The organism is Xanthomonas sp. 4461, assembly GCF_024806475.1.
Classification (GTDB): Bacteria; Pseudomonadota; Gammaproteobacteria; order Xanthomonadales; family Xanthomonadaceae; genus Xanthomonas; species Xanthomonas arboricola_F.
The window spans coordinates 92,954-116,177 of record NZ_JANTYV010000006.1 but is presented as its reverse complement, the minus strand read 5'-3'; the positions used below and the strand labels follow the sequence as shown (position 1 = coordinate 116,177).

The 23,224-nt window shown below is 65.4% G+C and carries 20 protein-coding genes; 8 read left to right on the top strand and 12 right to left on the bottom strand.

The window, feature by feature from the left end:
- Positions 1-6: 6 nt before the first annotated feature.
- The 8 genes from FHY19_RS19185 to FHY19_RS19150 form a co-directional block, all read right to left on the bottom strand.
- Complete coding sequence (locus FHY19_RS19185) at positions 7-459, bottom strand: protein YgfX (protein WP_259167858.1); 453 nt, start codon at positions 457-459, stop codon at positions 7-9.
- Positions 410-658, bottom strand: coding sequence for a succinate dehydrogenase assembly factor 2 (locus FHY19_RS19180; RefSeq protein ID WP_259149276.1), 249 nt, complete (start codon positions 656-658; stop codon positions 410-412). The genes FHY19_RS19185 and FHY19_RS19180 overlap by 50 nt, the downstream gene beginning before the upstream one ends.
- A gap of 113 nt (positions 659-771) precedes the next feature.
- A complete protein-coding gene (locus FHY19_RS19175; protein WP_046964080.1) occupies positions 772-1,554 on the bottom strand; it encodes a succinate dehydrogenase iron-sulfur subunit in 783 nt (260 codons plus the stop codon).
- Between the two features lie 16 nt (positions 1,555-1,570).
- Positions 1,571-1,780, bottom strand: coding sequence for a hypothetical protein (locus FHY19_RS19170; RefSeq protein WP_259167855.1), 210 nt, complete (start codon positions 1,778-1,780; stop codon positions 1,571-1,573).
- A gap of 3 nt (positions 1,781-1,783) precedes the next feature.
- A complete protein-coding gene (sdhA, locus tag FHY19_RS19165) occupies positions 1,784-3,574 on the bottom strand; it encodes a succinate dehydrogenase flavoprotein subunit (RefSeq protein WP_259167853.1) in 1,791 nt (596 codons plus the stop codon).
- A gap of 34 nt (positions 3,575-3,608) precedes the next feature.
- Positions 3,609-3,995 carry a succinate dehydrogenase, hydrophobic membrane anchor protein gene (gene sdhD / locus FHY19_RS19160; protein WP_064630112.1) on the bottom strand — a complete coding sequence of 129 codons (387 nt, stop codon included), beginning with the start codon at positions 3,993-3,995 and terminating at the stop codon, positions 3,609-3,611.
- On the bottom strand, positions 3,992-4,384 hold the full coding sequence (sdhC, locus tag FHY19_RS19155) for a succinate dehydrogenase, cytochrome b556 subunit (protein WP_104615640.1): 393 nt from the start codon (positions 4,382-4,384) through the stop codon (positions 3,992-3,994). Before sdhC ends, sdhD begins: the two co-directional genes overlap by 4 nt.
- A 56-nt stretch (positions 4,385-4,440) precedes the next feature.
- Positions 4,441-4,749, bottom strand: coding sequence for a DUF1674 domain-containing protein (locus tag FHY19_RS19150; protein ID WP_259167852.1), 309 nt, complete (start codon positions 4,747-4,749; stop codon positions 4,441-4,443).
- On the opposite strand from FHY19_RS19150, the gene FHY19_RS19145 reads away from it, so the two are divergent.
- Positions 4,651-5,523, top strand: a complete 873-nt coding sequence (locus FHY19_RS19145) for a folate-binding protein (RefSeq protein ID WP_259167850.1) — start codon at positions 4,651-4,653, stop codon at positions 5,521-5,523. The two genes, FHY19_RS19150 and FHY19_RS19145, sit on opposite strands and share 99 nt — an antisense overlap.
- Here the strand turns inward: FHY19_RS19145 and ugpC are convergent.
- Positions 5,520-6,608 carry a sn-glycerol-3-phosphate ABC transporter ATP-binding protein UgpC gene (gene ugpC, locus FHY19_RS19140; RefSeq protein ID WP_259167848.1) on the bottom strand — a complete coding sequence of 363 codons (1,089 nt, stop codon included), beginning with the start codon at positions 6,606-6,608 and terminating at the stop codon, positions 5,520-5,522. The two genes, FHY19_RS19145 and ugpC, sit on opposite strands and share 4 nt — an antisense overlap.
- Before the next feature lie 421 nt (positions 6,609-7,029).
- Between ugpC and zwf the strand changes: the two genes are divergently transcribed.
- The 5 genes from zwf (at position 7,030) to FHY19_RS19115 (ending at position 12,981) form a co-directional block, all read left to right on the top strand.
- Positions 7,030-8,460: a glucose-6-phosphate dehydrogenase gene (gene zwf / locus FHY19_RS19135; protein ID WP_259167846.1), complete on the top strand. Its 1,431-nt coding sequence runs from the start codon at positions 7,030-7,032 to the stop codon at positions 8,458-8,460.
- Positions 8,457-9,464, top strand: a complete 1,008-nt coding sequence (glk, locus tag FHY19_RS19130) for a glucokinase (protein ID WP_046964087.1) — start codon at positions 8,457-8,459, stop codon at positions 9,462-9,464. Before zwf ends, glk begins: the two co-directional genes overlap by 4 nt.
- Complete coding sequence (gene pgl / locus FHY19_RS19125; protein ID WP_259167845.1) at positions 9,461-10,180, top strand: 6-phosphogluconolactonase; 720 nt, start codon at positions 9,461-9,463, stop codon at positions 10,178-10,180. Before glk ends, pgl begins: the two co-directional genes overlap by 4 nt.
- 172 nt (positions 10,181-10,352) lie before the next feature.
- Complete coding sequence (gene edd, locus FHY19_RS19120) at positions 10,353-12,269, top strand: phosphogluconate dehydratase (protein ID WP_259149249.1); 1,917 nt, start codon at positions 10,353-10,355, stop codon at positions 12,267-12,269.
- Between the two features lie 52 nt (positions 12,270-12,321).
- Positions 12,322-12,981 (top strand): bifunctional 4-hydroxy-2-oxoglutarate aldolase/2-dehydro-3-deoxy-phosphogluconate aldolase, encoded by a 660-nt coding sequence (locus FHY19_RS19115; protein WP_259167844.1) that lies wholly within the window; start codon positions 12,322-12,324, stop codon positions 12,979-12,981.
- A 1,431-nt stretch (positions 12,982-14,412) separates the two neighbouring features.
- On the opposite strand, the gene FHY19_RS19110 is transcribed toward FHY19_RS19115, so the two are convergent.
- From FHY19_RS19110 to FHY19_RS19100, 3 genes are read right to left on the bottom strand one after another with little or no spacing between them, the layout of a single operon-like run.
- Positions 14,413-17,499, bottom strand: coding sequence for an efflux RND transporter permease subunit (locus FHY19_RS19110; RefSeq protein ID WP_259167841.1), 3,087 nt, complete (start codon positions 17,497-17,499; stop codon positions 14,413-14,415).
- Positions 17,496-21,002, bottom strand: a complete 3,507-nt coding sequence (locus tag FHY19_RS19105; RefSeq protein ID WP_259167838.1) for an efflux RND transporter permease subunit — start codon at positions 21,000-21,002, stop codon at positions 17,496-17,498. Before FHY19_RS19105 ends, FHY19_RS19110 begins: the two co-directional genes overlap by 4 nt.
- Positions 20,999-22,126: an efflux RND transporter periplasmic adaptor subunit gene (locus FHY19_RS19100; RefSeq protein WP_259167837.1), complete on the bottom strand. Its 1,128-nt coding sequence runs from the start codon at positions 22,124-22,126 to the stop codon at positions 20,999-21,001. The genes FHY19_RS19105 and FHY19_RS19100 overlap by 4 nt, the downstream gene beginning before the upstream one ends.
- A 204-nt stretch (positions 22,127-22,330) precedes the next feature.
- Here FHY19_RS19100 and FHY19_RS19095 point away from each other — a divergent pair, with 204 nt between their 5' ends.
- Complete coding sequence (locus FHY19_RS19095) at positions 22,331-22,729, top strand: cytochrome c (protein ID WP_259167835.1); 399 nt, start codon at positions 22,331-22,333, stop codon at positions 22,727-22,729.
- An 8-nt stretch (positions 22,730-22,737) separates the two neighbouring features.
- The gene (locus tag FHY19_RS19090) at positions 22,738-23,199 is read left to right on the top strand and encodes a cytochrome c (RefSeq protein ID WP_005995424.1); all 462 of its coding nucleotides are present in this window, start codon (positions 22,738-22,740) and stop codon (positions 23,197-23,199) included.
- Positions 23,200-23,224 lie beyond the last annotated feature (25 nt).

The following is a 23,224-nucleotide window of genomic DNA, read 5'->3' as shown; positions in this document are numbered from 1 at the left end:
GGGACGCTATGGTGCCACTTGCGGCCGCCCGGACGAAATCGCATGTGCCTGCGCGGCCAGACGCAGTTCACGTCGTTGCGCTGCAGGCAGGGTATCCGGCCAGAAATGCAGGCGTTCGCGGCGCGCATCCGGACCTGTCCACGCCACCACCGCAATCGGTCCGCGCCAGGCGATCTGCAGGTTCTGCACCTGCGTGCCGTCAATGCTGGCGGGGCTCTCGCCCCAGGGAACGACCAGTTGCCGCACTGGCGAACGCAACAGCCGCCAGTGCGACCTGCCGACCGAAGCCGACGCAACGATGGACAGGACCACAGCCAGCCAGGCCGGCATGCCGCTGCGCCAGATGGCGCACAGCGCCAGCACTGCGAGAAGGCTCAGTGCGCAAACAAGCCCGCGCGAAGGCCGCCACTCAAGCCGGCAAGGCGCGGATATCGGCGATGAGTGCGGCGTTGGCGACATCCGGGCAAGCCTCGTAACCCATGAACCAGCGCCACAACTTATCGTCTTCGCAATCCAGCAGCTGTAGGAAAACCGCGCGCTCGGCCTCGGAAGCCTGCGCCCAGCGCTGATCCAGATAGCGCCCGAACAGCTGATCCAGTTCGCGCATGCCGCGCCGGCAACGCCAGCGCAGCTTTTTCAACAAGGTCTGTTCGTCCATTCCTATCTCCACCCCGCCCTGCGGCGGGGGCGAAAACGACAGCGGCACCTGACCATAAGGCCGGTGCCGCTGCGAACCACATCCCGCCCATGCGAGCTATCGGCGCCTTGCGATCAGGCGCGACGGGCCATCATCAATTTCTTGATCTCGGCGATCGCCAGCGCAGGATTCAGGCCCTTCGGGCAGGTCCGTGCGCAGTTCATGATGGTGTGGCAGCGATACAACTTGAACGGGTCCTCGAGATCGTCCAGCCGCGCACCGGTGTCCTCGTCGCGCGAGTCGATGATCCAGCGGTACGCCTGCAGCAGGATTGCCGGACCCAGGTAACGCTCGCCATTCCACCAGTAGCTCGGGCAGCTGGTCGAGCAGCACGCGCACAGGATGCACTCGTACAGGCCATCGAGCTTGCGGCGGTCTTCCGGCGACTGCAGCCGCTCGCGATCCGGCGGCGGCGGGGTCTGGGTGCGGATCCACGGCTTGATCGACGCGTACTGCGCATAGAAGTGGGTCAGATCCGGAACCAGATCCTTGATCACATCCATATGCGGCAGCGGGTAGATCGGCACTTCGGCCTTGCCGCAGGCATCGATCGCCTTGGTGCAGGCCAGCGTATTGGTGCCGTCGATGTTCATCGCGCACGAGCCGCAGATGCCCTCGCGGCACGAACGACGGAACGCCAATGTCGGGTCGATCTCGTTCTTGATCTTGATCAGCGCGTCCAGCACCATCGGGCCGCACTTGTCGAGATCGATCTCATAGCTATCGGTGCGCGGGTTGGCGTCGCCATCCGGATCCCAGCGGTAGACCTTGAAGGTGCGCGTGTTCTTGGCGCCCTGCGCAGGGTAATGCTTACCCTTGCCGATCTTTGAATTCTTGGGGAGGGTGAACTCTGCCATAGCTGCTCTCGTTGGCTCAGGCGGTGCGCGGTGCGAACGACAGCCGCACCGTGCGCATGAAGGTAAAGACGATGGATGCCGCCACCGAAGCGGCGGTGCAGCGACCGGCCTGTTGCCGGCGCTGCTCCTGCGTGGTCGAACGCTCCGGCCGCTGCAAGCACCTGCCGCGGCGCCAGGACAACCCGGCGACCGGCTTCGTTACAGCGAGGGAGCCTTGTATGCGCATCGATCAGTAAACGCGCGGCTTCGGTGGGACGACGTCCACGTCCTTGCTCAGCGTGTACATGTGCACCGGGCGATACTCGAACTCGCACTTGCCCTTGTCGTCGACGGTGACCAGCGTGTGCTTCTGCCAGTTGACGTCGTCGCGGTCCGGGAAGTCCTCGTGCGAATGCGCGCCGCGGCTTTCCTTGCGCTGCTCGGCCGAGTTGATCGTCGCCACTGCGTTGAGCAGCAGGTTGTTCAACTCGTAGGTCTCGATCAGATCCGAGTTCCAGACCAGCGAGCGGTCGGACACCTTGACGTCTTCGAAGGTGGCGAAGATCTCGGCCATCTTGTCCACGCCTTCCTTCAAGGTCTTGCTGGTGCGGAACACTGCGGCGTCGGACTGCATGGTGCGCTGCATGTTGTCGCGGATCACCGAGGTCGGCGTGGAGCCGTTGGCATAGCGCAACTTGTCCAGCAGCCCCAGTGCCTTGTCGCAGGCATCGGACTGCAGCGTCTTGTGCGGCTGGTTGGGCTTGACCGTCTCGGCGCAGCGGTTTGCCACCGCACGGCCGAACACCACCAGATCCAGCAGCGAGTTGGAACCCAGGCGGTTGGCACCGTGCACCGACACGCAGGCGGCTTCGCCGATCGCGTACAGGCCAGGCACCACCGCATCCGGGTCGTCGCCCTGCTTGCGCACCACTTCGCCGTAGAAATTGGTCGGAATGCCGCCCATGTTGTAGTGCACGGTCGGCAGCACCGGGATCGGCTGCTTGGTCACGTCCACACCGGCAAAGATGTGGGCGCTTTCGGCGATGCCGGGCAGCTTTTCGTTGATGACTTCCGGGCCGAGGTGGGTCAGGTCGAGCAGGATGTGATCCTTGTGCTCGCCAACGCCGCGGCCTTCGCGGATCTCCACCGTCATCGAACGCGACACCACATCGCGCGATGCCAGATCCTTGTAGTGCGGTGCATAGCGCTCCATGAAGCGCTCGCCGTTGCTGTTGCGCAGAATGCCGCCTTCGCCGCGTACGCCCTCGGTGATCAGGCAGCCCGCACCGTAGATGCCGGTGGGATGGAACTGCACGAACTCCATGTCCTGCACCGGCAGGCCGGCACGCATCACCAGGCCGCCGCCATCACCGGTACAGGTGTGCGCGGAGGTGGCGCTGAAGTAGGCACGGCCGTAGCCGCCGGTGGCCAGCACCACGCCGTGGGCGCGGAACAGATGCAGCGAGCCTTCGGCCATGTCCAGGGCCAGCACGCCACGGCAGACACCTTCTTCGTCGAAGATCAGGTCCAGCGCGAAGTACTCGATCATGAAGCGCGCGTTGTGCGCCAGCGACTGCTGATACAGCGTGTGCAGCATCGCGTGGCCGGTACGGTCGGCTGCCGCGCAGGTGCGCTGCGCCGACGGGCCTTCGCCGTACTTGGTGGTCATGCCACCGAACGGGCGCTGGTAGATCTTGCCCTCTTCGGTGCGCGAGAACGGCACGCCGTAGTGCTCCAGCTCGATGATGGCCGGAATCGCTTCGCGGCACATGTACTCGATCGCGTCCTGATCGCCCAGCCAATCGGAGCCCTTGATGGTGTCGTAGAAGTGGTAGCGCCAATCGTCTTCGCCCATGTTGCCGAGCGCGGCGGAAATACCGCCCTGCGCTGCGACGGTATGCGACCGGGTCGGGAAGACCTTGGTCAGGCAGACCGTCTGCAGGCCTTTCTGGGCCAAGCCGAACGTGGCACGCAGGCCGGCGCCGCCGGCACCCACCACGACCATGTCGTACTTGTGTTCAGTGATCTTGTAAGCGGACATCTAATCTGGATTCCTGTTCTGTGTGCCCGATGACTCAGGCACCGCCCAGCGCGATGCGCGCCACTGCGAAAATGCTGACGATCGCGCCAAGCACGGCGATGAACTTCACCGTCGTCTGCAACGCCAGCGCCAGCAACGAATTGTGGATGTAGTCCTCGAGCACGACCTGCAGGCCAAGCTGCGCATGCCAGAACATCGCCACCAGGAAACCGACCAGCAATACGGCGTTCCATGGCTTGGACACCGCGGTGACTGCCGTCATGTAGTCGGAACCGAGCAGGCTCAGCACGAACGCCACGAACCAGATCGCCAGCACGACCAAGGCGGTCGCGGTCAGCCGCTGCATCACGAAATGTTCGGTGCCGGTCTTGGCCGCGCCCAGCCCGCGTACGTTCTTCAACGGGGTGCGATAGCGGCTCATGCGGAAGCTCCAGTGAGGACATACGCCCAGATCGCAGCGGTCAGCACCAGGCTGGCGATCACCGACGTCCAGCTGCTGCGGATGAAGGCGGGAATGCTGAAGCCGCGGCCGAAATCCTGGACGATGTGGCGGATGCCGTTGGACAGGTGATAGGTGAAGGCCCATGACCAGGCGAACAGGAACAACTGGCCGTACCAGGCACCCAGATGCTGGGTGAGGCAATTCCAGTGGTCCTCACCGAGCATCAGCAACAACAGCGAGACGGCGATGACCAGCGCGCCTCCGGAAAGGATGACGCCGGTGGCTCGATGCAGGATCGAGGTCGCCATCTGGATCTGCCAGCGATATACCTGCAGATGTGGAGAAGTGGGACGTTCGCGGATCGCCATTCGCTGGGCTCGTTTTCTCGGCTGGGCGGCACTAGGCCGCTGTGGCTAGAAGCTGCTCAAAAATCGATGCAGCGTCCATTTTTTTCCCAGTCGCCGTAGCGCGTTGGCTCGGGGCCGTCGCGTCCACCAATCTCCTTCGGCAGTGGCTTCTTCTCGGGAATATGCTCCTGAGGGGAAGGCTGCGTCTCGGAATCCTGCGCTGGGGTGGGGGTTGGATGGCCTATCATAGTGGTCTCACAACGTTGCGATTTTAGTCCTCCCCATCCATGGCTGACAACCTGAATCTTATTCCACAGGGTTTTGGCTCCCTGCACGATATGCAATACGTCCGACTCGTTGGCGCGGATGCAGTGGCGTTTGCGCATGCCCAATTCGCCAATGACGTGCAGGCGCTGGCGATCGGGCAGTGGCAGTGGAACGCGTGGTTGACGGCGAAGGGGCGCGTGATCGCCATCTTCGCACTCCTGCGTGAGGACGACACCAATGTGCTCATGCTGTTGCCTGACGGCAACGCCGGCGAGATCGCCGCGCAGCTCGGCCGCTTCGTGTTCCGGCGCAAGCTGAAAATCAACGCCGTCGCGCTTGTGGCGTATGGCGGCTTCCAGGCACCCGAGCACGCGCGAGGCGCGCAGGCCGATATCGAAGCGCAGCGTGTCGCGCTGGATATGGGCAGCGCCGGCTTGCCGCGCACGCTCTTGCTCATCAGCGACCACGCATTGGCGGCGCCTATCGAATTGCCCAACATGGACGTGCAATGGCGCCGTGCGGATCTGCAACTGGGCCTGGTTCGGCTGCCGGATGCACAGCGCGAACAATGGACCCCGCAGCAACTGGCACTGGACCGCCTGCAGGCTTTCAGCGTCAAGAAGGGCTGCTACCCGGGTCAGGAGATCGTTGCGCGCACGCATTTCCTGGGCAAGGCCAAGCGTGCGTTGCAGCTCCTGGAGACTGGAGAGGCCGCCCAGGCAGGCGATAGCGTCGAACTGGACGGTACCGCCATCGGCACGCTGGTCAGCGTTGCCGGCGATCTGGCGCTGGCGGTGTTGCCACTGGACTTGGCCGTGGACGCGGCTATCGCCCTCAACGTGGGCGCGCACGCCGCGCACCCGCGCGCCATCGTTCCCGGGCTGGAGCGTTAAGCCGGCTCCAGCCGCTGCCCGGTTGCCGGGTCGAAGAAATGCAACGCGTCGCTGCGCAATGCCAGGCGCAGCGGTTGCCCGACCGCCGGCAGCGCCTGCGGCGCCACGCGGATCACCAGCGGCTGCCCGCCGCGATCGAGATTGAGGAAGATCTCGTTGCCGACCGGCTCGATGACCTCTACCTGCGCATCGAAACCCAGGTGCGCATCGCTGGACGGCTGCAGATGCTCGGGGCGTACACCGACAATGACGTCCTGGCCGAACCAGCGGCGATCAACGCGTGCGGCGCCCAGCGGCACCCGCCAGCCGTCGGCCATCACCAGATGCAGGCCGTCCTGCTCATCCAGCCGACCCTGCAGCACATTCATCGCCGGGCTGCCCAAGAAACCGGCGACAAACAGGTTGGCCGGACGATCGTACAGCGCCATCGGGCTGTCGATCTGCTGGATCACGCCGTCCTTGAGCACCACGATGCGCTGGCCCAGCGTCATCGCTTCGACCTGGTCGTGGGTGACGTAGATCATGGTGGTGCCGAGCTTGCGGTGCAGCTGTGCGATCTCGGTGCGCACGCTGTGGCGCAACTTGGCGTCCAGATTGGACAGCGGTTCGTCGAGCAGGAACACCGACGATTCGCGCACCATCGCCCGCCCCAGCGCCACGCGCTGGCGCTGGCCGCCGGACATCGCCTTGGGCAGCTTGTCGAGCATCGGGGTCAGGCCCAGCAGCTCGGCGGCGTTATTGACGCGCTCGGCGATGACCTGCTTCGGGTGACCACGCAGCTTGAGGCCGAAGGCCAGATTTTCCGCCACGGTCATGTGCGGATACAGCGCATAGCTCTGGAACACCATGGCGATGTCGCGGTCCTTCGGTGCCACGTCGTTGACCACGCGCTCGCCGATCTTGAGCGTGCCCGCGCTGATGTCCTCGAGCCCTGCGATCATGCGCAGCAAGGTCGACTTGCCGCAGCCTGACGGTCCGACCAGCACCATCAGCTCGCCATCGGCCACCTCGAAGCTTGCGCCCTGCACCGCCACCTGGCCGTTTTCATAGACCTTGCGGACACCTTCCAACTGCACTTTCGCCATCGTTCGGCCTCAACGTGTTGTATGCGCCCTGCCCTCGGCCCTCCCGATGGCAATGACGACCGACCCGTCTGCGAGGAAATCCCCTGCAAACGAATGCATTGGTTTATTCTGACATGTAATCGTTTTCACATGGCAACATCGATCTCGGAGGAACCATGCCGCTACCGACCCACGCCGCTGTTTCCGGCCACGTTACCTGCGCCGCGCGGGCGGGCATTCCGCCACGCATGTGCAGGTATGCCGCCCAGGCGCTAACCGCTGACCACCAGTTGCTGCAACAATCGGGGATTGGGCGTCAGCGTCCATCCCCCGCTGCGCGCACGCAAGTGTCGCCCAGGAACAGACGTACCGACCGCCGGGTATCCGGCGCCTTTCCGACAAGCCGCTGATAACGATGTCCCCAGAATCTGAAACTCGGTCCATGCACAACACCCTGATCCTGTTCGGCGCCACCGGCGACCTCGCCCAGCGCTATCTCTTCCCCTCCCTGCTGCGCCTGTTCGTCGACGGCCTGCTGCCGGAGGACTTCCGTATCCGCGCGCTGGCATTGTCGCCGCACGATACCGAGGCCTTCCGTGAAGTGCTGCGTCCCCGCCTGACCGAAGCGCTGCCGATTGCCACCCAGGAGCAGATCCAGACCCTGCTGCAGCGCGTGGACTACCGCTCGGTGGACCTGCGCAATGCCGAATCGGTGGCCGATGCGGTCCGCGAGCTTGCGTCCCGCCAGATCGTAAGCTACCTGGCGATCCCGCCGGGGCTTTACATCAGCACCTGCCAGGGTCTGGCCCTGGGTGGCGCGCTGGCCGCACCGCACCGGCTGATGCTGGAGAAGCCGATCGGCCACGACTCGGACAGCGCCCGCGAGATCCTGCAGTCGATCGGCGCGCTGATCGACGAAGACCGCGTATTCCGTCTGGACCATTACCTGGGCAAGGCGGCGGTGCAGAACCTGATCGCGCTGCGCTTCGGCAACACCCTGCTGGAGGCGGTCTGGAACCGCACCTATATCGAGTCGGTGCAGATCCTGGTTGCCGAAAGCGAAGGGGTCGACGGGCGCGATGCCTATTACGCCCGCTCCGGCGCGCTGCGCGATATGGTGCAGAGCCATATCCTGCAGCTGCTGTGTCTGGTGGCGATGGAGCCGCCGGCCGCGCTGGATGCCGACCGCATCCGCGACGAAAAGGTCAAGGTGCTGCGTGCGCTGCGTCCGATGACCGCCGAGCACGCCGCCCATGACAGCGTGCGCGGCCGCTACACCGCCGGCACCATCAATGGCCAGCCGGCGCAGGCCTACCACCCGCCGGAAGGCAGCGACGTGGAAACCTTCGTCGCGGTGACCGCGCATATCGATAATTGGCGCTGGGCCGGGGTGCCGTTCCATCTGTGCACCGGCAAGCGCCTGGCCGAGCGTTCCACCCGTATCGTGGTGACGCTCAAGCCGGTGACGCATTGGTTGTTCGAGCGCCCGGACCGGCAGAACGCAGTGCCCAACCGGCTGACCTTCCAGCTGCAACCGCAGGAAAACATCGAGCTCGGCCTGATGAGCAGCCTGGCCGGCCCGGAATGGGGTGCGATCGAGCTGCAGCCGCTGGAACTGGAATTGTCGGTGCCGACCGGCCTGCACCGTCGCATCGCCTACGAGCGCCTGTTCGTGGATGCCTTCAACGGCAACCCGGCGCTGTTCGTACGCGACGACGAGGTCAAGGCAGCCTGGTCCTGGATCGACAGCGTCAGCGACGCCTGGGCCGCGGCGCAATTGCCGCTGCAGCCCTACCCCGCCGGTAGCTGGGGCCCGGACACCGCCACACCGTTCCTGCCTCCTGCCACCGACGCACAGGGAAACAACGCATGACCGCTCCTTCCAAGCCGGTGCTGGTTGCCGATATCGGCGGAACCAATGCGCGCTTCGCGCTGGCCGATGTCGACGCCTCGGTGCCGCTGCTGGACGACACCTCGCGTGAGTTCGCGGTGGTGGAGTTCGCTTCGCTCGGCGAGGCCGCGCGGTATTACCTCGACCAGATCGGCGTGCAGGCCACCCAGGGCGTGTTCGCCGTCGCCGGCCGCGTCGATGGCGACGAAGCGCGCATCACCAACCATCCGTGGGTGATCTCGCGCACGCGCACCGCCAGCATGCTCGGTTTCAGCACCCTGCACCTGATCAACGATTTTGCCGCGCAGGCCATGGCGATCAGCCTGCTGCGCCCGCAGGACGTGGTGCAGGTGGGCGGCGCCAGCTGGCGCCCGGCGCCGATCGATCAACCGCGCAACTACGGCGTGATCGGCCCCGGCACCGGCCTGGGCGTGGGCGGGCTGATCATCCGCAACGGGCGCTGTTTTCCGCTGGAGACCGAAGGTGGCCACGTCAGCTTTCCTCCCGGTACGCCGGAAGAAATCCGTGTGCTGGAAATCCTCTCCGAGCAGTTCGGCCGGGTGTCCAACGAGCGGCTGATCTGCGGCCCCGGCCTGGTCAACATCCACCGCGCATTGAGCGAGATCGCCGGCATCGACCCGGGCCCGCTGGAACCCAAGGACATCACCGCACGCGCTGCTGCAGGCGACCCGCGCTCGGCGCGCACCATCGATCTGTTCTGCGCCATCTTCGGCGCGATCGCCGGCGACATGGTGTTGATGCAGGGCGCCTGGGATGGCGTGTTCCTCACCGGCGGGCTGGTGCCCAAGGTGCTGGATTCGCTGCAGCATTCGGGCTTTCGCCAGCGTTTCGAGCACAAGGGCAGGTTCTCCGCAATCATGTCGCGGGTGCCGTCGCTGGCGGTCATGCATCCGCATGCCGGCCTGCTGGGCGCGGCAGCGTATGCGGTGGATGCGCAGCGTCAGCATCCGGGAGAGCAGCGATGAACCTGCAGGACAACCCGCGCATCACACTGGTGCGCTACGAAGACCCGGCCGAATGGACCGAAGCGGTCGCCAGCGAGATGGCCGATCTGCTGGAACAGGAAATCTCGCGCCGCGGGCAGGCCCGCATGTTGCTCTCCGGCGGCACCACGCCGGCGCCAGTCTATGAATCGCTGGCACATCGCCCGCTGGATTGGTCGCGGGTGGAAGTGGGCCTGGTCGATGAGCGCTGGCTCTCGCCGCAGGATCAGGACAGCAATGCCTGGCTGGTCAACCACAGCTTCCTGACCCATGCGCCGGCTGCGACCTTCATCCCGTTGGTGCGTCCGGGCAAGCAGTTGCCCGAGTGCGTGCACACCGCCAACCTGCAGGCCACGCATGCCGAGCCGGCTTGCCTGGCGGTGCTGGGAATGGGCGGCGACGGACACACCGCTTCGTTGTTCCCCGGTTCGACCGATCTGCCCAAGGCGCTGACCAGCCCACAGCCGTATGCGTCGCTGGACGCGACCGGTTGCCCAGGCGCGAACCAGTGGCCGCTGCGGATCACGCTGACACCTGCCGGGCTCGCCGCGGTCCCTACGCGCCTGCTGCTGTTGCGCGGCAAGCAGAAGCTCGACGTGCTGCAAGCCGCGCTCGCCGGCGAAGACATCGGCGAGTACCCGATTCGCGTTGCGCTCCAGCAGCCCGGGCCGCGTCTGCGGGTGCATTGGTGTGCGTGAATGCGAGTCCCTCGCAACAACCCGCACATCCTTGTGCGGGGATTCTAACGTGCGAGTCCCTCGCAACAGCCGATTTTGTGCGAATCCCTCGCAACAGCCCGCACATCCATGTGCGGGTATCTAAGAAAAGAACAGCGTGATTACCTTCCCCGTTTCTCATAGCCGGTAGCCAATGAGCCTGCATCCGAACATCCAAGCTGTCACCGACCGTATCCGCAAGCGCAGCGCGCCGTCGCGCGCGGCGTATCTGGCCGGTCTCGATGCCGCCCTGCGTGAGGGTCCGTTCCGTAGCCGTCTGAGCTGCGGCAATCTTGCGCACGGCTTTGCGGCCTCCGAGCCGACCGACAAGTCGCGCCTGCGCGGTGCGGCCACCCCCAATCTGGGCATCATCACCGCCTACAACGACATGCTGTCGGCGCATCAGCCGTTCGAGCATTACCCGCAACTGATTCGCGATGCCGCGCGTACGCTCGGCGCCACCGCGCAAGTGGCCGGCGGTGTGCCGGCGATGTGCGACGGCGTCACCCAGGGCCGCGCGGGCATGGAGCTGTCGTTGTTCTCGCGCGACAACATCGCCCAGGCTGCAGCGATCGGGCTCAGCCACGACATGTTCGACAGCGTGGTGTACCTGGGCGTGTGCGACAAGATCGTGCCTGGCCTGTTGATCGGCGCGCTGGCGTTCGGCCATCTGCCGGCGATCTTCATGCCGGCCGGCCCGATGACGCCGGGTATCCCGAACAAGCAAAAGGCCGAAGTGCGCGAGCGCTATGCCGCCGGCGAAGCCACGCGCGCGGAGTTGCTGGAGGCCGAGTCGTCGTCGTACCACTCGGCCGGCACCTGCACCTTCTACGGCACCGCCAATTCCAACCAGGTGCTGCTCGAAGCGATGGGCGTGCAGTTGCCCGGCGCCTCGTTCGTCAACCCGGAATTGCCGCTGCGCGATGCGCTGACCCGCGAGGGCACCGCACGGGCCCTGGCGATCTCGGCGCTGGGCAATGACTTCCGCCCGTTCGGCCGCCTGATCGACGAGCGCGCCATCGTCAATGCCGTGGTCGCGCTGATGGCGACCGGCGGCTCGACCAACCACACGATTCACTGGATCGCAGTGGCGCGTGCCGCCGGCATCGTGCTGACCTGGGACGACATGGATCTGATCTCGCAGACCGTGCCGCTGCTGACCCGCATCTACCCGAATGGCGAGGCCGACGTAAACCGCTTCCAGGCCGCAGGCGGCACCGCGTTCGTGTTCCGCGAGCTGATGGACGCCGGCTACATGCACGACGATCTGCCGACCGTGGTCGAAGGCGGCATGCGTGCCTACGTCAACGAGCCACGCCTGCAGGACGGCAAGGTCACCTATGTGCCAGGTACAGCGACGACCGCCGACGACAGCGTGGCGCGGCCGGTCGGCGATGCATTCGAATCGCAAGGCGGCCTGCGCCTGCTGCGCGGCAACCTGGGGCGCTCGCTGATCAAGCTGTCGGCGGTCAAGCCGCAGCACCGCAAGATCGAAGCGCCTGCGGTGGTGATAGACACCCCGCAGGTGCTCAACAAGCTGCATGCGGCCGGCGTGTTGCCGCACGATTTCGTGGTGGTGCTGCGTTACCAGGGCCCGCGCGCCAACGGCATGCCCGAACTGCACTCGATGGCCCCGTTGCTCGGCCTGCTGCAGAACCAGGGCCGCCGCGTGGCGCTGGTTACCGACGGCCGCTTGTCCGGTGCCTCGGGCAAGTTCCCCGCCGCAATCCACATGACGCCGGAAGCCGCGCGTGGCGGCCCGATCGGGCGCGTCCGCGAAGGCGACATGGTGCGCCTGGACGGCGAAGCCGGCACGCTGGAAGTGCTGGTCTCGGCCGAGGAATGGGCATCGCGCGAGGTTGCCCCCAACACCGCCGTGGCCGGCAACGACCTTGGCCGCAACCTGTTTGCGATCAACCGCCAGGTCGTCGGCCCGGCCGACCAGGGCGCCATCTCGATTTCCTGCGGCCCGACCCATCCGGACGGTGCGCTTTGGAGCTACGACGCCGAGTACGAACTCGGCGCGGATGCTGCTGCAGCCGCTGCGCCACACGAGTCCAAGGACGCCTGACCCTTTTCCCTCTCAGCGGCCGCCCCGACGGTCGCCGTCTAACGGAGTTGCAATGACGATTGCCCAGACCCAGAACACCGCCGAAAAGCTGCTGCGCGACGCCGGCATCCTGCCGGTGGTCACCGTGGACACGCTGGACCAGGCGCGCCGCGTCGCCGATGCGCTACTCGAAGGCGGCCTGCCCGCGATCGAACTGACCCTGCGCACCCCGATCGCGCTGGAAGCGCTGGCCATGCTCAAGCGCGAGCTGCCCAACATCGTGATCGGCGCCGGCACCGTGCTGAGCGAGCTGCAACTGCGTCAGTCGGTGGATGCCGGTGCGGACTTCCTGGTCACCCCGGGCACGCCGGCACCGCTGGCGCGGCTGCTGGCCGATGCGCCAATCCCGGCCGTGCCCGGCGCGGCCACCCCGACCGAACTACTGACGCTGATGGGCCTGGGCTTCCGGGTCTGCAAGCTGTTCCCGGCCACCGCCGTGGGTGGTCTGCAAATGCTCAAGGGCCTGGCTGGCCCGTTGTCCGAGCTCAAGCTATGCCCCACCGGCGGCATCAGCGAAGCCAACGCGGCGGAGTTTCTGTCGCAGCCGAACGTGGTCTGCATCGGCGGCTCGTGGATGGTGCCCAAGGACTGGCTGGCACAGGGTCAGTGGGACAAGGTCAAGGAAAGCTCGGCCAAGGCGGCGGCGATCGTGCGGCAGGTGCGTGCGGGCTGATTTCTGAGCGCCGCATCCAGCGAGTTGAAAAGCCGAGCTGCGTTGGAAAGCTGATTTGGTGACAAAACGCTGGTTGGCTGAGGAAAGCCTGGTTGGTCAGCGCTTTCAGGTGATTGAGTAAAAGCGCAGTCTGGTTACGCTTTGAATTTGGCTGAGGAAGCCTGATTCGCTGGCGCCTTGATCTTGTGCGTGGGAGCGGCCCGCGGGCGCCGGGGCAGGACACGCCGTGAACCCATCCATGGGGGCTCTTACACGCGCCTTGTCGTGTAAGGTCCTGCCCCGGCGCCCGCGGACCACTCTTCGAATGTTCCTGTGTTGGCGGAACGGAGAGCAGAGATCGCCGCAGGGCATGCTCGACCTAGGCTTTGATCGTTGCCTCGGCTATCGAGGCAAAGGCCTCTTCGCATCCCTCTTGAAGGCGGCGGATTGAGAGAGTAGTAGAAACCGTGTGCTTCTAAGTGGTTGGCGTCAGGGCGGTTTATCTGAGAGCTGCGAAGTCGAAGGCCCAGAAGACGTGCAGCGAACCTGGCGGATGATTGGCATGTACCAAATCGAGCACTGAATCGGCTGTCGTTGTTCGTCGCTCAAAGTCACGGCAACGACTCGCCGGGGCGGCAGCGTGGCCGGGGATTGGCGGAGAGCGGCACATGGATGTGCCGCGGCGGCGAGTCAGACAGGATGTCTGACCGAGCCGAGGAGCCGATCCCCGGACGCGCTGTCGCTCTCACCGAAGCCAGCGAATAACAGCCGGCTGATTGGCAGTGCCCGGAGAACCCGTACCCTTTCCCCCAACCCCCGCTCCGCGCCCCGGCCCGCGCTTGCGGCGCGGGCGCTCCAAGACACGCGCGCCCATGGCGCGCAAGCTGTGCCTCCTCGCCCCGACGGGAGAGGGGCTGAGGCGGCCCGTGACGTTCAAGACACAAGCACTACAAGCACTGGCGTCTTAGGCGCACCGTGACACGCCAGCAGATCCCTGCTCTGCTTGCTGGTGTTATCGAGAATCGCGGGCCGCTGAAAATAAGACGGACAATTCGCTTGCCTTGACTAGGTCGTGGCAACGACATGACGAGGCGGCAGTGCGGCCGGGGATCGGCGGAGAGCGGCACTCAGGATGTACCGCGCGGCGAGTCAGACAGGATGTCTGACCGAGCCGAGGAGCCGATCCCCGGCCGCGCTGTCGCTCTCACCGAAGCCAGCGAATGACAGGCGCGTACTTGGCGACCCGTACCCTCACCCCCATCCTCCGCTCCGCGCCCCGGCTCGCGCTTGCGGCGCGGGCGCTCCAAGGCACGCGTGCCCATGGCGCCCACGCTGTGCCTCCTCGCTCCGGCGGGAGAGGGGCGTCAGGCGGCTCATGAGGTTCAAGGCCCGAGCACGACGTGACAGCGGCGCCGTCGGCGCACCGCGACAAACTTCAGCCAGGTTGAATGATCAAGACTCCAGCGCTGCGCTCGCCGGGGGCGTGTGCGGCATCCCGCGCGCACGTCGTACCAGCGCTGCTGCGCCGCTGCTCATGTCGTCGAGAATCGCGTAGATCGTCGGCAGAAACAGCAGGCTCACCACCGTGGAAAACGCCAGGCCGCCGGCGATGGCGCGCGCCATCGGGAAATACGGCGGGCCGTCGCTGAACATCGTGGTGCTGGTCAGCGAGATCGGCACCATCGCCAGGATCGCGGTTCCCATCGTCATCATGATCGGGCGCAAGCGCTCGCGTGAGCCTTCCACCAGCGCCTGCGTGCGGCCCATGCCACGGCGACGCAAATTGTTGATGTGCTCGATCATCACGATGCCGTTGTTCACCACCACGCCCATCAGCACCAGGATGCCGATGAAGGACATGATGCCGAACGAGGTGCCGGTGATCCAGAACAGCCAGAACACGCCAAAGATCGAAAACAGCACGCCGCTCATGATGGCTGCCGGGAACAGCAGCGACTCGAACACCGCCGCCATCACCACGTAGATCATCACCAACGCGATTATCAGATTGAATACCATCTGGCCCATCGCCTCGCCGTCGTTCTGGTAATCGCCGCCGTCGAAGGTGTAACTGTAGCCGGCCGGGAAACTCATCGCCTTGAGCGGCTTTTCCATCGCCGCACGTGCTTCCGGCACGGTGACTTTTTCGGCCAGATTGGCCTTGATGGTCACTGTGGTCTGACGATTGGTACGCCCGATCTGGGTGGCGGCCGGGCGAATCTGCACGTCCACCAGGCTCAGCAACGGCACGCTGCGGCCATCTTTTGTGCGCACGGTGAAGCCGGCCAGGTCTTCGGGCTTGCTTTGCTCGGCGCCGGCAAAACGCACCCACACCGGCACTTCATTGTCGCCACGACGGAATTCGCGCAACGGCGTACCGCGCAATGCCAGACCCACGAAACTGGCCACCTGCTCCGCACTGAAGCCGAATGCAGCCGCGCGTTCGCGGTCTACCCGAATCGCCAACTCGCTGGTGCGGTCGCCGGTATCCACATGCACGTCGCGCAATTCCTTGCGTTGCGCCAGCAGCGGAATGACGTCGTCGGCCAGCGACTTGAGCGCTTCGGTGGAGTCGCCAACCAACTGCACCTGCACGCCCTGGTTGCCGCTGCCGCCATCGCCCTGGTTGCCGATGCTGTAGTCGGCGCGCGCAGAGCGCGGCAGTTCCTTGCGAATCTTTTCCAGCAACGGCGGCAGATCCTTCACCTTGCTCGCGTCGAAGGTCACCACCGTATTGCTGCCTTCCACTTCGCTGAACCACGAATAGATCTGCGTGATGTGGTACTTGGCGCGATTGGCTTCGAGATAATTTTCCACACGGCCGATCTCTTCGCCCAACTGCTCACGGGTGTAGGAGCCTTTCCACTGATACTGGATGAAGGCCTCGTTACCCCCATCGCCGCCGAACATGTCCACCTTGGTCAGCTTCATCGGCACCAGGCTGATGGCGCTCACCAGGATGATGCCGGTCACGCTCCAGCCGCGATGGGCCAGCGTCCACGCCAGTACCCGCGCATAGCGGCGTTGCAGTCTGGCGATCACGCCATGGTCGGAAGTCACCATGGGCGGCGTCTTCATGCGCGCGGACAACATCGGAATCAGGCTGATCGCCACCAGCCACGACGCCAACAGCGACACCGAAATGGTGATCGCGATCTGCGCCATGAAGATGGAGATGTTGTTGGTCTCGCCGAACAGGTTCGGCACGAAGACGATGCAATGGCACAAGGTGCCGGCGCTGAGCGCGATCGCCACGCTGCGGGTGCCGAGCAGCGCCGCCAGTTGCGGCTGCCCGGGCATGCGCTCGCGTTCCTGGTAGATGCTTTCCACCACCACCACCGCGTTGTCCACCAGCATGCCGACCGCCAGCAACAAGCCCATCATGGTCAGGATGTTGAGCGTGACGCCGACGAAATACATGAAGCCCAGCGTGATCGCAAAGCAGATCGGGATCGCCAGCGTCACCATCAGCGTCGATGGCCAGTGGCGCAGGAAGAAGAACAGCACCGTGATCGACAACAACAGGCCCACCGCGCCGGCTTCGGCCAGTTCGGCCAGCGACGAGGTCACCGCCTTGCCCTGGTTGTCGATCACCTTGATCTGCACGTCGCGCATCGCAGGCTCGGCGCGAATGTCTTCGACCTCTTTCAGCGCAGCCTTGGACACTTCCACCAGATTGGCACTGCGCTCCTTGTAGACATCCAGGCCGATCGCCGGGCGCCCGTCCAGCCGCCGCCCGTAGTTCATGCGCGTGGGCTTGAGGCGTACCTGTGCAATATCGCCCAGGCGCAAGCCCTTGGCATTGAGTACGAGCTCACGCAGCTCCTGCAGATCGCGCAACTCGCCGATCGGCTGCACGCGGATGCGCTGCCCGTTGTCGTCGATCTGCCCGGCGGACACCGAGAAATTGAGCTTGCCCAGCCGCTCGCTCAGGTCATTGAGGCTGAGATCGTGCGCGGTCAGGCGATCCGGCGCGATGGCGATCTCCACCTCGTTGGGCGGAGCCCCGGAAATTTCGACCTTCGCCACGCCGGGAATGCGTTCGATGCGCCGCTTGAACTCGCGGTCGAGCATGTCGTACGCACCGGTCAGGTCGGTCTGGCTGGCCAGGCGCACCTTGAGCACCGGCTCGTCGCTGCTGGACCACTTGAAGATATGGAAGCGCTGCAGATCGTCCGGAAAATCGTCGCGAATGGCATCCAGCCGCTCGCGGGCATCCGATGCGGCGATGGCGATATCGCGGTCCCAGTCGGAGAACTCGATGAAGATGTTGGCACCGTCGGCGGTAGCGGTGGAGCGCATGCGCTTGATGCCGGTCATCGTGGCCAAGGCTTCTTCGGCCGGCCGCACCAGGTTGCGCTCCACCTCGTCCGGGGTGGAGCCGGTATACGGCAACTGCACGAACAGGAACGGCGCCGAGATATCCGGCAACGCCTCCAACGGCAATCGGAAGGCGGCGATCAAGCCCACCACCACCAACGACACGAAGCACATGATGGTGGTGACCGGACGACGAATGCTGAAAGCCGCAACGCTCATAGCGCCTCCAGCCCGTCGGTGGTCTCGTGTGCCCGCGCCTGCTGCCGCGCCATGCGCCGCCCGCGCTCCAGGTAGTAGGCATCGGCGCGGCGATCCAGCAGGTCGTACACCACCGGAATCACCAGCAGCGTCAGCAGCGTGGACACCAACAAGCCGCCGATCACGGTGATCGCCATCGGTGCGCGCACTTCCGCGCCCTCGCCCATCGCCACCGCCAGCGGCAGGAAGCCGAACAGGGTGCACAGCGTGGTCATGATGATCGGCCGCAAACGCGAACGCGCCCCCTCGATCAGCGCCTCGCGCTTGGGCACGCCCTCTTCGCGCAACTGGTTGACCTTGTCGATCAGGATGATGGCGTTCTTGGTCACCAGGCCCACCAGCAGGATCAAGCCGATGAACACCACCACCGACACCGGCTTGCCGGTCATCAGCAGCGCCAGCACCGCGCCCACCATCGCCAGCGGAATGGTGAACAGGATGACGAACGGATGCAGCAGCGATTCGAACTGCGACGCCATCACCAGATAGACCAGGAAGATCGCCAGCCCGAACGCGAACAGCAGCGACTTCACGGACTGCGCCAGCTCCTCGCCCTGCCCGCCGATATGCATGCCCACACCCGCAGCCAACGGGTCCTTGCGCACCAGCGTCTCCACTTCGCGCACCGCACCGCCCAGGTCGATGTCCTTCAGGCTGGCCGACACGATGGCCACGCGGGTCTGATCGGCGCGATGGATCTCGCTCGGGCCGGTCGTCGCCAGCACCTCGGCCACCGCAGCCAGACGTACCGGCCGGCTGCTGCCCGGATTGACGATCAGCTGGCGAATCGCATCCACACTCGCACGGTCGCTGTGCTGCGCACGCACCAGCACATCGATCTTGCGATCACGGAAGCTGTAGCGCGTGGCGACATCGCCACGCACCTTCTTGACGATGACATCGGCGATCTGGCGCGTGGTCAGCCCCAGCGCACCGGCGCGCTCCTGATCGAAGCGGATCTGGATTTCCGGAAAGCCCTCTTCCACCGTCGACTTGACGTCGGCGTAGTGTCCATTGGCGCGCAGCATCGCGGCCAGTTTTTGCCCTGCACGCTCCAGCTCGCCCAGATCCTGCCCGCGCAATTCCACTTCCAGCGGCGTGGAGAAGCTGAACAACGCCGGCCGTGCGAAATCCACCTGCGCGCCGGGATGCCCGACCATGCTGCTGCGCAACCGCTGCGTCGCCGCCGCTTCCACTTCCGGGCTCCCGCCGCCAGCCATCACCACGGTGAGCTTGCCGATGTTCTCCCCGCTTTCGGTGGGGTTGGCATCCAACCGCGTACCACTGCCGCTCACGCCATACAACGAGGCGATGCCCGGGTCCTTGTCGTGCGCCAGCTGCAACTCGCGCACCAAGGCATCGGTCTGCGCCAACGGCGTGCCGGATGGCAGCTTCACCGTCATTTCGAAGCGATCCTGCGCCAGCTGCGGGATCAGGTCCGCGCCCAGCATCGGCACCAGCAACACAGTGCCGACAAACGCCGCCGCCGCCAGTCCCAGCACCAGACCGGGCCGCCGCAACGCCGCCGGCAGCATCTCCAGATAGCCGCGTTCGGCACGGCCGTACGGCGCCATCGCCAGGTCGCTGGCCTTGCGCATCACCGGCGACACCACCCGCGCGAGGCCACGCCATAGCTTGACCACTGCCCACGCTGCACCGAAGAACGCATAGCGCACGCTTGCGCCCGCACCGCGCCGACCGGCAGCCATCGGCTTGAGCCAGCGTTGTTCGGGCTTCCAGTCCGGATGGCCTGGCTCATCCGGGAACGCCATTGGCGGAGCGCCCTTGAGCGAACTCAGCATCGGGATCAGCGTCATCGACACCACCAGCGAGATCGCGATCGCGATCGCCACGGTCATCGCCTGGTCGCGGAACAGCTGCCCGGCAATGCCCTCCACGAACACCAGCGGCAGAAACACCGCAATCGTGGTCAGCGTGGAGGCCATCACCGCCATGCTCACTTCGCGGGTGCCGGCGATCGCCGCATCCAGCACGCTCAAGCCACGTTCGCGCGCCTTGGCGATGCTTTCCAGCACCACGATCGAATCGTCCACCACCAGGCCGGTGGCCAGTGCCAGCCCACCCAGCGACATCACGTTGAGACTCAGGCCCAACTGGCCCATGAAGAAGAACGTGGTGATGATCGACACCGGCAGCGACAGGCTGATCACGAAGGTGCTCCAGCCATCGCGCAGGAACAGGAAGATGATCAGGATCGCCAGCACGCCGCCGATTACCGCATCCTTCTTGACGTCGCTGATCGCGTGCTCGATGAAGTGCGACTGGTCCTCGATGGTGGTGATCTCCACATCGCCGGGCACGCTCGCCTGCAACTGCTCCAGCCGCTTGCGCAGCGCTGCGGCGGTGGAGACGGTGTTGGCGTCGCCTTCCTTGTAGATCGCCAGCTCCACCGCCTCCTTGCCGCCCAGGCGGATGATCGCCTCGCGCTCCTTGTAGCCCTGGCGCACGTCGGCCACATCCTTCAGCCGCACCGGCATGCCGCCGGCGATGCTGCTGCTGGACGCCGACGAGGTGCTCTGCACTTCGGCCGCCGCCGCCAGGGCCGCCTGCGAACCGGTGGATGCGGCAATCGCATACATCTGCTGCATCGCCGCCTGCGCCGCGCTGCTGCTGCTGCTCTGCGTGGTGACCAGCATGTTGCGGATCTCGTCCAGATCCACGAACTGGTTGACCGTGCGCACCAGGTAGCGCTGCGAACCTTCTTCCAGCCGGCCGCCGGAGATGTTGACGTTCTCTTCCTTGAGCCGGGTGATCACGTTGTCGATCGGCAGGTTGAGCTGGGCGAGTTTTTGCTGATCGATATCGACCTGGATCTCGTCTTCCAGGCCACCGCCGACCTTGACCGCCGCCACACCGGCCACCGGTTCGAGCTTCTTTTTCAGGTCTTCGTCGGCATAGCGGCGCAGGCCGGTGAGCTGACGGATGGCATCGGTGTCCGACGCCGGCGCCTGTTTGGGCGACAACGCCAGGCGCATGATCGGTTCGGTGGAGGGATTGAAGCGCAGCAGCACCGGCGGCTTGGTTTCCAGCGGCAGCGACAGCGCTTCCATCTTGTCGCGCACTTCCAGGCTGGCCTGGTCCATGTTGGTGCCCCAGGCGAACTCCAGCACCACATCGCTCTGCCCGGTGCGCGAGATCGACTTGAGCTTGCGCAGGTTCTTGACCACACCGACGGCTTCTTCCACCGGCTCGGTCACCAGCGTTTCGATTTCCGCCGGCGCCGCGCCGGTGTATTCGGTGCGTACGGTCAGCGTGGGATAGCTCAGATCCGGCAGCAGATTGACCTTGAGGCTGCGCAGTGCGATCAGGCCGAACAACAGCATGGTCACGGTGATCATCGCGATGGTCACCCGCCGTCGTGTGGCGAAGACCACCAGCCCGCCGCCGGGCAATGGCGCATGCGGGTCGTGCACGGGTCCGTGCGGGTTGCCGTGATCGCTCATGAGCGCTTCCCGTCGCTGCCGGTTGCCGGCGCCGCAGCCGCCACCGGCTTGCGGTCGGGCTGGCCGATGACCTGCACCGCAGTGCCGTCGCGCAGCGCCACCTTGCCGGCGGTCACCACCTGGTCGCCTTCCTTCAGGCCCTGCCGCACTTCCAGCCACGGGCCTTCGGCGTAACCGAGTTTCACCGGCACCCGCGCTGCCTTGCCGTTGCGCACCACGAATACCGCCGGCTCGCCGTCGTCCAGCAACGCCAGACGCGGGATCACCAGGGCATCCTTGCGCTGGTCGTAATCGATGCGGATGCGCCCGAACATGCCCGGCTGCAGCGACTCGGCGCCCTTGCCGAACGCACACACCACGCGGAACGTCCCGCTCCCCGAATCCACCACCGGCGCAATGCGATCCACCTTGCCCACGAACTGCTGGCCCGGCAGCGCATCGGCCAGCAGGGTCACCGGCTGGCCGGATTTCAATGTCGCCAGTTCGCGTTCGGGCACGTTGAGCGTGGCTTCCAGCTGCGAGTCGTCGACGATGCGAAAGATCGGTGTATTGATCTGCACGAAGTTGCCGGTCTTGATCGACCGCGAGGCGATCACGCCGGAAATCGGCGCCTGCACCGTGGTGTAGGACAGCTCCAGCGATGCCAGGCGATGCTGCGCACGGCTGTTTTCCACATCGAACTTGAGCTGGTCCACATCGGCCGCGCTCACCAGCTGCTGGCCGACCAGTTGCGTCGCACGGCGGTAGCTGTTTTCCAGCTTGCGCAGCTGCGCTTCGCTCTGTGCGACGGCCAGATGCGCGCGGTCCGGGTCCAGTCGCACCAGCGCCTGGCCGGCCGACACCTTCTGGCCTTCTTCCACCATCACCGCCAATGCCACGCCGGACGTCTTGGCCACCACCTGCGCCTCGGCGCGTGGCTCCAGCGCGGCGGTACCCGTATAGCTGGCAGCCACAGCGCGACGCGCTGCCTTGGCGGTTTCCACCGGCACCGCGTCCACGGCCTTTTTTTCTTCTGCGGCCTTGGCCTCTCCATCGCCGGTCTTGCAGCCGCCCAACAGCAGGCTGGAGATCAATACTGCGGCGCAGATTCCGCTGCGGCCGGGCAAGAAGAAGAGTGGCGACATCGTCGTGTCCTAGTGGATGCGTGAACAGGTGTTGTAGGCAAGTAGACCACCCGAACATGCATGTCGCCAATGCGCCAAAGGTCATGGTCTGTTCAACTTCGCGTATTCACCCCGTTTGCGCCACGCCAAATCGCAGGCATACTCGGTCCGGTTCCGTCACGCCCCCACGTGCGGACGCTCAATCAGTCTTCCGGATACGAAACCATGCGCCCGCAGCCGCTCGCCGCTTGTCTCGCTCTGGTCGTCTTCCTGCCGTTTGGGGGCGCATCAGCGACACCGTCAGTCACGCCAGCAGTCCCGGCCACGCCGGCGCCTGCCGCCGCACCTGCTGCCTCCGCGCCCGCAGCCCCGACCGGCAATCCCTCCAATGGCCGTCTGCTGGCGTATACCTGCCAGGGCTGCCACGGCGTGACCGGCTACAAGAACGCCTATCCCAGTTACCGCGTGCCCAAGATCGGCGGCCAGTCCAGTCAGTATCTGACCCAGGCATTGACCGAGTACCGCCAGGGCAAGCGCAAACACCCGACCATGCAGGCGCAGGCGCAGAGTTTCTCCGAGCAGGACATCGCCGACATCTCCGCCTTCCTGTCCACCCTCAAGTAAGCGCCCACATGCCGAACGCCCTGCACGCTCCGCGTCTAGCCATCGTCCTGGTCGCTGCCCTGATGATGGCGGCCTGTTCCCAATCCCAGGTCGAATCCACCGATCACTCCGCCGGCGATGCCGGCCATGCCAGCGGCGAACACGGCTCTGGCTCCTCTGCCGGCCTGCCCACCGGTCGCGCCGACGCTGGCGACAAACTCGCGCATGCCAAGGGCAAGGCTACCGGCCAGAGCTGCGTGGATTGCCATGGTGCCGATGGCAATGCGCCGATCGACCCCAGTTATCCCAAGCTCGGTGGCCAGTACGGCGACTATCTTGCGCATGCGCTGCAGGCCTATCGCAGCGGCGATCGCCAGCACCCGCTGATGACTGCGCAGGCCACCGCATTGAGCGATCAGGACATCGCCGACCTCGCCGCCTACTTCGGCGCTCGGCCGACGCAGCTGCGCGATCTGCATGGCGTCAAGTAAGTGGCAGGCAGCGCTGCCGAGCGCA